Here is a 13100-nt window from a genome sequence, read left to right as displayed (position 1 = left end):
TACGGGGCCGGTGCACCCGGACCCGTACGGGACACCCGTCCCGACCAGATCGGGACCCCGGAGGAACCAGAAGCGATGACGACGATCCCGACCCTCACCCACGGGCGGGTCACCATCCGCCCCCTCCGGGTCCGTGACTCCCGCGACCTCGACCTCGCGCTCGCCGGCAACCGCTCCTGGCTCCGCACCTGGGAGGCTACGAACCCCTCCGGCATGGCGTCCTCCGACGTCCGGGGGAGCATCCGGGCACTGCAGGCGAACGCCCGGGCCGGGTTGGGCCTCCCGTTCGCCATGGAGTTGGACGGTCGCTTCGTCGGCCAGCTCAACGTGTCCGGGATCACGTACGGCTCGCTCGCGAGCGCGTCGATCGGGTACTGGGTCGTGCAGGACGCGGCCGGTCACAACGTGACCCCGACCGCGGTCGCCCTCGCGACCGACCACTGCTTCCGCGTCGTCGGCATCCACCGTCTCGAGATCTGCATCCGGCCGGAGAACGCCCCGAGCCTCCGGGTCGTCGAGAAGCTCGGCTTCCGTTACGAGGGCCTGCGCCGCCGGTACATCCACATCAACGGCGACTGGCGTGACCACTTCTGTTTCGGGCTGGTCGCCGAAGAGGTCCGCGACGGCGTCCTGGACCGCTGGGTCCGTGGGCAGGTCCCGCTCGGCGCGGGCCGTGTGCCGGACGAGGCCTGGGACGAAGCGGCCGTGCCGCTGCCCGTCTCCCCGCGCGGCTGACCGGGCCTGCGGCCGACGGTCCGCGTCGCGCCGATGCCGGGCGGGAGGCCCGTCCCCCGTTCGACGGATCCGTCGCGACTCGCTCGACACGCTCCCGGCAATGGGCGTCCCGGCGGTGCGCTCCCCCTACCGTTGCCCCATGGGATTCGGGACCTGGGGCGGCGGCGTCGTGCTGCTCGTGGCGGCAGTGCTCTGGGTCGTGTACCTGATGCCCGCGTGGGCTGCGCGACGTCAGTACCTGGCGACCGAGCGGAACGCGATCCGCCTGCAGCAGACCCTCCGCATCCTGGCGCAGACCGCCGAACTGCCCGACGAGGTCCGCGTGGAGATGAACGCGAAGTCCCTCGCCGAGGCGCAGCGCGTCGCCCGGTCGGAAGAGGCCAAGCGCGCCGCCATCGTCCGCGCCCACGAAGCCGCACGACAGCGGGAGATCACCCGTCGTCTGGCCGCCCAGGCGCCCGTGCTCGAGCAGGTGTCGTCCGTGCCCGCACTCACCGCGATGCGGATGCGTCGCTCGCGCCTCGGCGCCACGACCCTCGGCGCGCTCGGACTCCTCACGGCGATCGTCGTCCTCGTCGCCGCACCCGGCGCCTGGATCCTCGCCGTCGCCGGACTCGTCGCGGTCGGTGGCTCCGCCGCGGTGCTCGCGCAGCTGCACCAGGTCGCCACCGCGCGGCGCCGTCGGGCCGCAGCCGGCGCGCCGGAGCAGCGCCGGGCCTCCCGTCCGGCAACCACCTGGACGGACCCCGCGCCGCCGCTGTCGGCCGAGCAGCCCGAGGCCGCGCCGGCCGAGCGCACCTGGACGCCCGGGGCGGTCCCCAAGCCGCTGTACGTGCAGGCGCCCACGGCGCCCGAGCCGTCGCCGGAGTCGTCGGCCGTGCTCGCCGCGCGGCTGCGGGAGCGTGTCGCGCAGGCGAAGGCCGAGGCGGACGCCGAGGCGGCCGCGATCCGGGCCGCCGGGTCCGACCCGTCGCTGGCGCGGGTGTCGCGGATGCGTGCGGACGTCGAGGACGCCGCGGCGGCACTGTCCTCGCACGACCAGGGGCGGCTCGCGGAGCGGCTCGGGCTCCGCGCGGCGCCCGCGTCTGTGTCCCGGTCTGGGTCCTCGTCGTCGTCCTCGTCGTCGCCCGCGGAAGCGTCCGGGTCGGACTCGTCCGCTCCTCGTGACGTCCCGGCTGCACCCCCCGGCCCGCCCAGCCGCTGGGCGGGCATGGGTCTCCTCGGCGACGACGCGTACGGGCAGACCGACCTCGATGCGATCCTGCGTCGGCGTCGCGCGGTCTGACCGGTAGCGGCACGCCCGACCGCTGCGACTCGATTTCGGGTTCGCTGCACCGCGGTGCTATCGTGGTCGAGCACTTGGGGCTATGGCGCAGTTGGTAGCGCGTCTCGTTCGCAATGAGAAGGTCAGGGGTTCGAATCCCCTTAGCTCCACCAGGTAGCAGCACACAGGCTCGGAACCGTTCGGTTCCGGGCCTGACGTGTTCCCGCCGTCGCATCCGGCTCTCCACAGGTCTCGTCCTGGGGCTGTCGGCGCGCCACACCCGGCCCCTAGACTCCTGCTGCGCCCGGCCCGGGCGGACACCAGGGGAGTGCCATGCACCGTTTCACACGAGCGCTCGCGACCATCGCGGCAGCAGTCGTCGTCTCGACGGGGTTCGTCGTCGGCCCGGTCGCGTCAGCCTCCGCCGCGGTCCCCGCCGCCGGGACGACGGGCGCGACGACCGCATCGGCGACGACGGCACCGGCGACGACGGCACCGGGCTTCGGGCGTTACACGCCGCTCGCGGCACCGACCGTCTGGCGGGGCACCGTGCGGACGACGCCGACGACGGTCACACTCCCCGGGATCCCGGCGACGGCGACCGCCGCGACGCTCGTCGTGCAGGTCGCCGCCCCCACCGCAGCCGGCGTCGTCTCGGTCGTGCCGGTCGGCAGCGCAGACCGCCCGCCGCTGCAGGACTACGTCCGCGGCCGTGCGGTCGCCGGCGCGACCACCGTGGCGGTCTCCGGCGGTCGGGTCCAGGTGGTGCTCTCGGCGGGGACGGCGACGGTCTCGCTCGTCGTCGCCGGGTCGTACGGCAGCAGCGGGTCCACCTACGCACCGGTGACCCCCGCGTCGCTCTTCTCCGGGACCGTCGCGGCGACCAGACCCACCACCGTCCGCGTCACCGGTCGGGCTGGCGTGCCGGTCGGGGCGACCGCCGCGGTCCTCGACGTCCGGGTCAGCAGCCCGGCAGGGGCCGGCAGCGTGAGCGTCACCGCGCAGGGCGTGTCGAACCGGGCTGCCGTCACCCAGGCGTTCTCGTCGAAGGGCCTGTCGATCGCGAACACCGCGACGGTGCGACTGCCCGCGAGCGGCGCGGTCGACGTCCGCACCTCCGGCGTCGCCTCGGGTGTCACGGTCACCGTCGTCGGCTACTGGTCGGCGAAGGCCTCCGGTCTGGTCTTCGTGCCCGCCGACGGCGCACGGGTCGCCTCGACCACCGTCAGCTCGACGGTGCAGCGGGTGCGCGTCGCCGGCGCCGGCGGCATCCCGACGACCGCACGAGCCGCCGTGTTGACCGCCCGGACGAAGGGGCTCAGCGCCAGCGGCTGGTTCCACGTCGGCGCAGCCGGTGCCGCCGTGGCCACGACCCAGGTGGTCGCGAAGTCGCAGTCGCTCGCCGCGACGGTGACCGTACCGATCGCCCCGACCGGCACCGTGCAGACGCGGGCCAAGGCCGGCAGCGGGGCGCTCAACCTGGACGCGGTCGGCTACTTCGTCGACGGGACCTCCGGCGTCGGCACCGGCGCGGACGTGTCGTACCCGCAGTGCGGCTCGGCGCTGCCGACCGATCAGGCGTTCGGTGTCGTGGGGGTGAACGCCGCCCTGGCGAACACCACGAACCCGTGCTTCAGCAGCCAGCTCGCCTGGGCAGGTCTCTCGGCCGGCGGGACCGCCCAGCCGAAGGCCCAGCTCTACGTGCTCTTCGCGAACCCCGCCGCCGCGGCAGCCTCGACCTGGCCGACGTCGAACGTGTTCAAGGGGTACGCGCCGAAGAACCCCTACGGTTCGTGCTCGACCCGCGCCGGCGGGAAGCCGCAGAACAGCCCGGCGTGCTCCTTCCTCTACGGGTACGCCCTCGGCGGTGACGACACGACGAAGCGCGGTGTCGCGAACCCCGGCTCCCACCGCTGGTGGATCGACGTCGAGACGCAGTTCTCCCACCAGACCGACACCGCCCTGAACCGGACCGTGCTCGAGGGCATGATCGCCGGGCTGCAGAGCGGCGGCGCGAAGTCCATCGGGTTCTACTCCACGGCAAGCCAGTGGGCGACCGTCGCCGGCGTCGTCCCGAAGACCAGTACGGCGTACGGCCGCAGCAGTTGGATCGCCATCGGCCCGGGCACGCTCGCCGCGGCGCAGAAGGCGTGCTCCGCGCCCGGGCTCGCCGGTGGCAAGACCGCGATGACCCAGTACGTCACCACGTTCGGGAAGACGACGATCGACCGTGACGTCTCCTGCACCTGAGTCGACCTGACCGGGTCGGGCTGCTCGCGGGTGGTCCGTCCTTGCGGCGGTCGGGGCGCACTGGCACCATGAGCCCCGGACGAAGGAGCCCATCGTGACCTCACGACTCAACCCGTACCTCGGCTTCCGCGACGACGCCCGGCAGGCGCTGGAGTTCTACCGATCGGTGTTCGGCGGCGATCTGCGCCTCGGGACCTTCGCCGAGATGGGAGCCGTCCAGGACCCCGCCGATGCGGACAAGATCATGCACGGGCAGCTCGAGACCACCCGGGGCTACGTGCTCATGGCGTCGGACACCCCGTCGTCGATGAGCCGGTCGGACACGAACAACATCTCGATGTCACTCTCCGGTGACGGTGCGGACGCCGACGACCTCCGCGGGTACTTCGCGGCGCTCTCCGACGCCGGCACGGTCCTCGAGCCGCTGACCCAGGCACCGTGGGGTGACGAGTTCGGCATGGTCACGGACCGGTTCGGGATCACGTGGCTCGTGAACATCACCGTGGCGCCACCGACGCCGCACCAGGCGACGCCGCACCAGCCGACGCCCGAGCAGCCCGAGGCCTGAACGGCCTGGCACCTGATCGCCCTGGCACCTGATCTGCCGCGAGCCTGACCAGCCGCGGCCGGACCGGTCCGAGTCCGCCGAGTCGGTGGTCGATCTCACGACTGCGTCGCCTAGCCTGGGATGCGTCATGACTGCCCCGATCACGCGCCGTACCCTCCTGTCCCTCGCCGGCATCACCGGTGTCGGCCTCGTCGCCGCTGCCTGCTCGTCCGACGGCCCGGGTGCCGGGTCCTCGACGACGCGCGCTTCGGGTGCCGCCGGCTCCGGTGACGCCACGAGGCCGGCGAAGGGCTCCGGCGCGAAGCCGACGGCCACGTCCGTGGAGCCCGCCGAGGTGCCGCTCGCCGGCGGTGTGACCGTGACGGTCTCCGGCACGGGGCTCGCCGCAGTGGCGGGGGTCACGGTCGGCGGTGTCGCTGCCCGCGACGTGTCGGCCACCGCGACGACGGTCACCTTCACCGCCCCGCACCAGGCGATGTACACGGCCGGATCGGCGGACGTGGCACTGTTCACGACGGCGGTACAGCCGGTCCCCTCGGTGAACCAGACGTCCGACGGCAACGGCAGCGCGGCCAACGACGGGCAGGTCGGCGCGACGCAGGACTCGGCCACCGCGACGCCGACCCCGACGGCGGCTGCCGTGCCCGACACGAGCTCCGCGGTCGTCACCACCACGGTGGCCTACGCCGCGAAGACCGACGTCGACCGGCAGCTGCAGTACGCCATGCGGCACTGGTCGGACTACAACACGGCCGAGTACGGCACGATGAACCCGATCGGTGGGGACTGCGCGAACTACGTGAACCAGACGCTCCAGGCCCGCGGGTGGCAGCAGCGCAGCGACTGGTACAACCGAGCCGGCGGTGCACAGCACTCGGCCACCTGGACCTACTGCCCGGCGATGGACCCGTGGCTCGACCAGAACGCCTCGGCGTTCGGCCTGACCCGGCGGACGTCGGACGAGCGCCAGCACGTGAAGGTCGGCGACATCGTCATGTTCGACTGGAACGCGAACGGGTCGCCGGACCACACCACCATCGTGTCCGAGGTGTTCACCGAGCCCGACGGCACCATCCGCATCAAGTCGGCGAGCCACAACCAGGACGGGCCGTACCGGGACCTCGACGAGATGATCACGGTGCAGCACCCGGGTGGGACTGCCTGGTTCCACACGTTCGACGCCTAGCGGCGGCCGGCGGGAGGCCCGCACCCCTCAGGGGAACCCGAGGAACCAGAGCAGCACGACCGCGACGGCCTGCAGGCACACGCCCGTCACGAGCCACCCCACCGCCCGGCGTCGGGTCGCCAGGAACACGTCCGACCCGAGCAGCGGTGCGGCGGGCATGAGCAGCCGGGGCAGGCTCTGCTGCGGCAGGAACACCGCGACGAGGTAGGCGACGTAAGCGACCACGAAGCCGAGCACCTCCGGACCGAGCGCCCGGACCTCACGTCGCCCGAGGAACCACGCCGTGGCCGCCAGGACGACCACGACGAGGACGAGCCCCGCCGGCCCGAGCCACCGTCCGGCCATCAGGAACCACGGGGTCAGCGGCGTGAAGTCGACCCGGCCGACGAACCCGACCCACCAGGACAGCTCCGTGTCGAGGTACGCCCCGGGCCGCCCGGTGACCGCCGACGCGACGACCGGCCAGGCGAGCCCGGCCGCGGCCACCACCAGACCGGCGACGACGACCGCCACCCGTTCCCGCCACGGGAACGTCTGCTGGACGCCGGCCGGCGCTCCGGCAGCGCGACGGGCAGCGATCCACCGGACGACGAGGTGCACGGCGAGCGCCACCGCCAGGGCCAGCACCCCCGGCCGGGTGAACGCGGCGACCACCCCGAGCCCCGCCACCAGCCAGTACCGCCGCCGGACGAGCGCGAGCAGCGCCCCGAACAACAGCAGCAGGAACATGCTCTCGGCGTAGGCGACCTGCAGCAGGTACCCGGTCGCCCCGAACGCGAAGAGCGCCGTCGCCCACCGGGCACGGCGTGCATCGGCGACGGCGAGCACGAGGCGGAACAGCACCACGCACGCGCCCGCACCGCAGGCCGACGCGACCAGGACACCGGCCACCCAGAACGAGGCCCCGGTCGCGCTCATCACCGCGCGGACGACCCCGGGGAAGAGCGGCAGGAACGCCCACGGGTTCGGTACGACGTGGCCGGACCCGTCCGTCGGCAGGACGTGCGGGTACCCGTGCTCGGCGATGGTCCGGTAGAAGGACGCGTCCCACGACCCGGAGAACGTGGCGAACGACGGATCGCGCCGGTACGAGGCGAAGTGCCACCCGTTCGTGGTCGCCAGCAGGTGGACGGTCCCGAGCAGGACGGTGCTGACCACCCGGGAGGCCAGCCACAGCAGCAGGGGAGTGGTCCACCCGCTGGAGGGGGCCTCCAGGACGGCCGTCACCGCCCGGCGGAGGCGGGTCGGTCCGGAGGCCCGGGTCGTCTCCAGCAGGTCCGTCACGCGCCCGATCCTCCCAGACGCACCGGGGTCAGCTCCCGGCACGACCGCCCTGCCGCCTCCGGTGTCAGCGTTCCGGCGTTCCGAGGACAGCGCGGCGGATCCGCTCGATCGGCTCCTTCGGCGTCCGGTCCGCGTTGAGGAGCCCGTTGGTCTCCTGCATCGTGTCGGTGAGCTGCGTCCAGCAGCTGCCGGCCAGGAACGAGCTCGCCCGCACGGCGTCGTACAGCGCGGTGATGCGAGCGATCCAGTCGTCCCCGTCCGCCGCCGTCGTGTACCCCCAGGCATCGTCGCGCTGCGCACCCGGCTGGTGGTTCACGCCACCGAACTCGGTCAGCATCACCGGCTGCCCGCGGTCCACCGCACCGCCCACCAGGACCAGGCGGTCGGCCGGTCCGAGACCCGCGAGGAGCCGGGTCCGCGCCTCGTCGTCGGCGTAGGTGCGTGCCAGACGGTCTCCGTCGCCTTCGTAGTCGTGCACCGAGACGATGTCGGAGTCCGGGTGTTCCCAGCCGTCGTTCGAGATGACCGGCCGGGTCGCGTCGAGCGCCCGGGTGACGTCCGCCAGGGCCCGGGCGTAGGCCTGCTGTGCCGGATCGGTCGCGATGTGCTGCACGCCCCAGCTCTCGTTCGCCGGGACCCAGGTCACGATCGACGGGTGCGAGGCGTCCCGCTCCACGGCGTCCATCCACTCCCGCATCAGTCGCTGCACCGCGGTGGGGGAGAACGCGTAGGCACCCGGGGTCTCGCCCCAGACCATCAGCCCGAGCCGGTCGGCCCAGTACAGGAACCGCGGGTCCTCGATCTTCTGGTGGTTCCGGGCGGCGTTGAACCCGAGCTCCTTGATGAGCTCGACCTCCCGGCGCAGGGCCTGTCGTGTCGGAGCCGTCAGGTGCGAGTCCGGCCAGTAGCCCTGGTTGAGCACGCTCCGGACGTCGATGCTGCGGTCGTTGAGCAGGAACCGACCACCGCCGACCCGGGTGGTCCGGATGCCGAAGTAGGAGCTCACGGCGTCGAGCGGGTCACCCTCGGGGGCCAGCAGGGTCACGACGGCGTCGACCAGGTGCGGCGCGTCCGGGGTCCACTGCAGCTCCTGCTCCGCCTGACCGTTCGCCTGTCGGGCGATCGGTACGACGAGTTCGCTCTCGTGGGCGGTCGCACCGACGGTGGTCTCGACGGTGGCGAGGTGCTCGTCGTGTTCGGTCCAGGTGGCTTCGACCCGGAGACGCGTGCCGACCGGGTGCTCACCGGTCAACCGGACGGTGAGGCGCATCGTCTCGTGGTCGACGTTCGTCCAGCGGAGGGAGCGGATCGCGGTGGCCGGGACGGCCTCGAGCCAGACGGTCTGCCAGATCCCGGTCGTGCGGCGGTACCAGATGTCGTGCGCCTGCTCGTGCCAGTCCTGCTTGCCGCGGGGCTGGGTGAGGTCGTGGGGGTCGTCCTCGGCGCGGACCACGAGGGTGTGGGGCGTGGTGGTGCCGGTACCGAGCGCCTCGGTCACGTCGAGGGTGAAGGGCGTGTGGCCGCCCTCGTGCCCACCGATGAACTGCCCGTCGATCCAGACCCGAGCGCGGTGGTCGACCGCGCCGAAGTGCAGCAGCACACGGGGCGCCTCGACGCCGTGCCCGGCCGCCGCCAGGTCCGCCGCCGTGATCTGCCGCGAGTACCAGACGACCGGGTGGAAGCCCGGCTCGTCGATGCCCGAGGCGACGGACTCCGGCGGGAACGGCACCGTGATGTCGCGCGCGTCCGTGAACCCGTTCCGCCAGGCGGGGTCGTCACCGGTGTTGCGGAAGGACCAGGTGCCGTCGAGGTCCGCCCACGCGGACCGCATCATCTGGGGGCGCGGGTACTCGCCGTCCTGACGACTGGCGAGCGGGAGGGCCGTGGCGGCGTCGTTGCCGAGGTGCGCGTTCATGTCCCCATGCTGGCGGAAGCGGTACAGCGTTGTACAGGGCGTGGAGCGCACCTCGTGATCTGCGCGCTGGCCGCCGTGAGCACCAGCGCGCACCGGGCCGGAAAGCGCGCCCCCCGCACTTCCGCAGCGCCTTGCGCGAACGCGCAAGAGTGCCCTGCAGCCCCTTGTCGCCTGGTCGGCGCTCCGCCTAGCGTCCTCAGCACGACGCCGTACCGACCGCCGTGTGAGCCACCCACTCGCCGACCGTCCGCGCCCGGCCACCCACCGAGCGCCCCGGATCATCCACCCTGCCAGTCCGAAGGACCCGAACCCATGGACACCCTGGCCGCGCTCGCCGCATCCCAGACATCGACCCAGGTCGTCATCGACCAGCTCGTCGCCTTCGGCCACGAAGCCCTCAAGTACGTGCCCGTCGGCATCGCCGGTGTGATCGTGTGGGCCCTGTGGCTCTACCGCGTCGTGCTGTCGGCGCGGGCGAAGCCGATCGTGAACGGCTTCCGCACCACGACCTCCGTCGTCGTGCCGAGCTACCACGAAGACCCAGACATCCTGCTCCGTTGCCTCGAGTCCTGGCGTTCGCAGAACCCCGACGAGATCATCATCGTGCTGGACGTCGCCGACACCGAGGCCTACCAGCGCATCGTCGCCGTGGGCGACCCGACCGTGAAACCGATCCTGTTCCACCACGTCGGCAAGCGCAGCGCCCTCGGCCAGGGCATCCGGCTCGCGCGGTACGACGTCGTCGTCCTCGTCGACTCCGACACCAGCTGGGAGCCGGGACTGCTCGAGAACGTGCAGATGCCCTTCGTGGACACCACCGTCGGCGGTGTCGGGACGCAGCAGAACGTCTACCAGCGGAACTCGAGCATCTGGCGGATCATCGCCGACTGGCTCGTGAACCTGCGGTACTTCAACTACGTGCCAGCGATGGGCGCCGCCGGTGCCGTGCCCTGCCTGTCGGGACGCACCGCCGCGTACCGTCGCTCGGCAGTGCTGCCCGTGCTCGACAACCTCGAGAACGAGTTCTTCCTCGGCCGTCGCTGCGTCGCCGGCGACGACGGACGGCTGACCTGGCTGGTCCTCGCCTCCGGCTTCAAGACCGTGCACCAGGAGAGCGCGAAGGCCCTCTCGATGTTCCCGGCCACCGGCAAGGCGTTCTTCAAGCAGCGCATCCGCTGGAGCCGCAACTCGTACCGGACGTACCTGACGGCCATCGCCAAGGGGTGGATCTGGCGCGTGCCCTTCGTCACGAAGATCACCGTGCTGCAGATCATCCTGACGCCCGTGACCATGGGCATCACCATGTGGTACCTGCTGTTCAGCCGACTGGAGCTCAGCGTCATCGGCGCGGGGTTCACCCTCGCCTGGCTGCTCGCCGGTCGTGCCGTCCGTGGTTTCTCGAACCTGCGCCGTCACCCGCTCGACCTCTTCGTCCTGCCGATCCTGGCCGTCGTGGTGATCGTCATCGCCCTGCCGATCAAGGTGTTCTCGTTCATCACGATGAACAAGCAGGGCTGGCTGACCCGGCACGCCGACCAGATGGGCGGTGACGGACAGACCGCGGCGACCCTCGACGGTCCCGGCGCACGCCCGGCGGCACAGACCGTACTGACCCCGACCCCCGCTCCGGCCTTCGCGGCCACTGCGGCGCCGACGATGGCAGCCTCCACGATGGCAGCCCCGACAATGGCAGCCCCGACGATGTCAGCCCCGACGATGGCAGCGGCCGCCGTCGCAGCGCCGACCACGGAAGCGGCGGCCGCGTCCCACACCCCCGAGCCTGCCGCCGCGACCACCTCGGGGACGCAGCGCGCGTCGCAGCCGGCGACGAGCCTCCAGGCCGGAGAGGTGGCAGCAGCATGAGCACCGACCCGACCCGCACCACGTCCCTCCGTCGTCGCCGCATCGCCACCGCTTCCGCGCTGGCCCTGACGCTCGCCGGCGCCGGCGCCCTGTCCCTCCCGACCGCGGCGCAGGCCGCGACCGCCGGGTCGACCCCGGACGCCGGAGCGTCGACCGTCGTCACGGGCGAGGCGTACCCCGGCAGCCCGAACAAGGAGGCCAAACTGGTCGCCGCCGAGAACGAACGCATCTACAACGTGCGAGCCCTCGCCTCGGCAGCACGGTGGAGCGGCCTCGTGACCACGAAGCCGTACCGGCTCGCCACGGGCAGTTCGTACACCCTGGTGCTCGTCGCCCGCGGTTCCGCGTACACCGTCGACGACCTCAAGCAGCTCGCGCCCTCCACCTTCGTCAAACAGCCCGACGGTTCGTACCTGCTCAGCGAGAACATCGTCGTGGAGAACGGCGCCACCCTGCAGCTCGCGAGCCCGGACGGCCTGCACATCCACATGGAGAGCGACGACCGCGGCTTCGTGTCGATCGTCACGCAGGCCGGAGCCCTGCAGATCGCCGGTTCCGCCAAGGCCCCGGTCACGATCGACTCGTGGGACCCCCAGGCCGGCAAGGTCGACACCGACACCACCGACGGTCGTGCCTACGTCCGCGTCCAGGGCGGAACGGCGACCCTGAGCTACGCGTCCTTCCGCGACCTCGGCTTCTGGAGCGGCACGACCGGCGGCGTCTCGCTCACCGGCACCGACCTGTCCACGCTCGACTCGGCGTCGGGCACCCAGGCGGCGAAGACCCTCCGCACCACGAAGGACGTCTTCGGCACCACCCTGCTCCCCACCGGTGCCGTCGACGGGACCACCCCGGGCGAGAGCACCGCCGCCGGGTCCTACAGCTTCGTCTCGGCGAAGATCCAGCACACCGAGTTCGACGGCAACGCGTACGGACTGTTCCTCACGAGCGCCGACGGGGTCGTGATGTCGGACTCCACGATCGAGAACTCGCTCATCGACGGCCTCGTGCTGCACCGTTACGTGACGAACAGCACGTTGTCCTCGGTCGACTCCCACGACAACGGGGTGGACGGGATCAAGATGACCCGAGCCTCCACCGGCATCGTGCTCAGCCAGGTGACCGCCAACCGGAACGGACGCAACGGCATCACGCTGAACGGCGGGGCGCTCGCCGACGGGCCGAACGCCGTCGGCATGCCCACCGGCGACTACGGCAACAACTCCCTCACCGACAGCACTGCGTCCGACAACGGGCGGTACGGTGTCGAGGTGCTCGGAGGCGAGAACGTCAAGGTGAGCGGTTCCACCATGGACCGCAACCGGATGGGCATCGTCGTCGGTCAGGACGCCGTGAAGACCACCGTGCGCAACAACGTCATCAAGGGGTCGACCCAGAACGGCATCTCGGTGCTCGACGGCGTCCGGGCCTCCGAGGTCAGCGACAACACGATCGCGGGCGCCGACATCGGGATCTACAGCCGAGGCTCCGACGCCGACGTGGACGGCAACGAGATCTCCGGCGCGCGGACCCACGGCGTGACGGTCGTCGGCCCGTCGAAGGGCACGACCGTGACCGACAACTCGGTGTCCGGGCGCGGACCGAGTGCGATCGACCTCGCTCGCTCGGACCAGGCCGTTCAACACGGCAACACCACGACCGGCTGGCACTCCACCAAACCGCTGCTCGTGACGCTGCGCGGCATCTTCCAGCCACTCACCGTGCTCTGGCTGATCCTGCTGCTCATCGTCCTGGTCGCAGCCATCGGTGGTGTCATCCGCGGCCGTCGGGGCGAGGCCCGTGAGCACCCGTACGCCAAACTCGCTCCCCTGTCCTCCTTCACCCGGGGCGTCGTCGACCCGACCACGCTGGGCCTGCCCGCCTCGCCGATCTCGTCGCCGATGGCGGAGGCCGGACCGCACCAGGCAGGTACGGGCCACGCAGCCGCGGACCAGGACGGCAGCCGGCGCGCAGCCCATGCCGCCCCGGCCGCAGACGTCGACGCGGCGCTCGCCGCGACGGGCCGGTGACGCGG

9 protein-coding genes and 1 tRNA gene are annotated in these 13100 nt (G+C 72.1%); 8 read left to right on the top strand and 2 right to left on the bottom strand.

Translation table 11 applies throughout. From position 1 onward, the window contains the following. The first annotated feature begins 75 nt into the window (after positions 1 to 75). From DEJ33_RS13810 to DEJ33_RS13785, 6 genes are all read left to right on the top strand, one after another. Complete coding sequence (locus tag DEJ33_RS13810) at positions 76 to 735, top strand: GNAT family N-acetyltransferase (RefSeq protein WP_111078196.1); 660 nt, start codon at positions 76 to 78, stop codon at positions 733 to 735. Between the two features lie 139 nt (positions 736 to 874). Continuing rightward, positions 875 to 2020 carry a hypothetical protein gene (locus tag DEJ33_RS13805; protein ID WP_111195284.1) on the top strand — a complete coding sequence of 382 codons (1146 nt, stop codon included), beginning with the start codon at positions 875 to 877 and terminating at the stop codon, positions 2018 to 2020. 76 nt (positions 2021 to 2096) lie between these two features. Then, positions 2097 to 2172 (top strand) — tRNA-Ala (locus DEJ33_RS13800). Between the two features lie 160 nt (positions 2173 to 2332). After that, on the top strand, positions 2333 to 4249 hold the full coding sequence (locus DEJ33_RS13795) for a hypothetical protein (protein ID WP_111195283.1): 1917 nt from the start codon (positions 2333 to 2335) through the stop codon (positions 4247 to 4249). 94 nt (positions 4250 to 4343) lie between these two features. After that, positions 4344 to 4817, top strand: coding sequence for a VOC family protein (locus DEJ33_RS13790; RefSeq protein WP_111195282.1), 474 nt, complete (start codon positions 4344 to 4346; stop codon positions 4815 to 4817). Positions 4818 to 4944: 127 nt separating this feature from the next. Further along, positions 4945 to 6003, top strand: a complete 1059-nt coding sequence (locus DEJ33_RS13785; RefSeq protein ID WP_111195281.1) for an amidase domain-containing protein — start codon at positions 4945 to 4947, stop codon at positions 6001 to 6003. Between the two features lie 27 nt (positions 6004 to 6030). Here DEJ33_RS13785 and DEJ33_RS13780 read toward each other — a convergent pair whose 3' ends face one another. Together DEJ33_RS13780 and DEJ33_RS13775 are read right to left on the bottom strand one after the other, a co-directional pair. Then, on the bottom strand, positions 6031 to 7287 hold the full coding sequence (locus tag DEJ33_RS13780; protein WP_258378173.1) for a hypothetical protein: 1257 nt from the start codon (positions 7285 to 7287) through the stop codon (positions 6031 to 6033). 64 nt (positions 7288 to 7351) lie between these two features. After that, on the bottom strand, positions 7352 to 9202 hold the full coding sequence (locus tag DEJ33_RS13775) for a glycoside hydrolase family 2 protein (protein ID WP_111195280.1): 1851 nt from the start codon (positions 9200 to 9202) through the stop codon (positions 7352 to 7354). Between the two features lie 312 nt (positions 9203 to 9514). Here DEJ33_RS13775 and DEJ33_RS13770 point away from each other — a divergent pair, with 312 nt between their 5' ends. Continuing rightward, positions 9515 to 11065, top strand: coding sequence for a glycosyltransferase (locus DEJ33_RS13770; protein WP_111195279.1), 1551 nt, complete (start codon positions 9515 to 9517; stop codon positions 11063 to 11065). After that, entirely contained in the window at positions 11062 to 13095 is a 2034-nt protein-coding gene (locus DEJ33_RS13765) for a right-handed parallel beta-helix repeat-containing protein (protein ID WP_111195278.1), read from the top strand. The genes DEJ33_RS13770 and DEJ33_RS13765 overlap by 4 nt, the downstream gene beginning before the upstream one ends. The last annotated feature ends 5 nt before the right edge of the window (positions 13096 to 13100 follow it).

Origin of the sequence: Curtobacterium sp. MCPF17_047, assembly GCF_003234045.1 — a bacterium.
Lineage (GTDB): Bacteria > Actinomycetota > Actinomycetes > Actinomycetales > Microbacteriaceae > Curtobacterium.
Note: the sequence above shows the minus strand (reverse complement) of the source record. Positions and strands in the feature narration are given on the sequence as shown.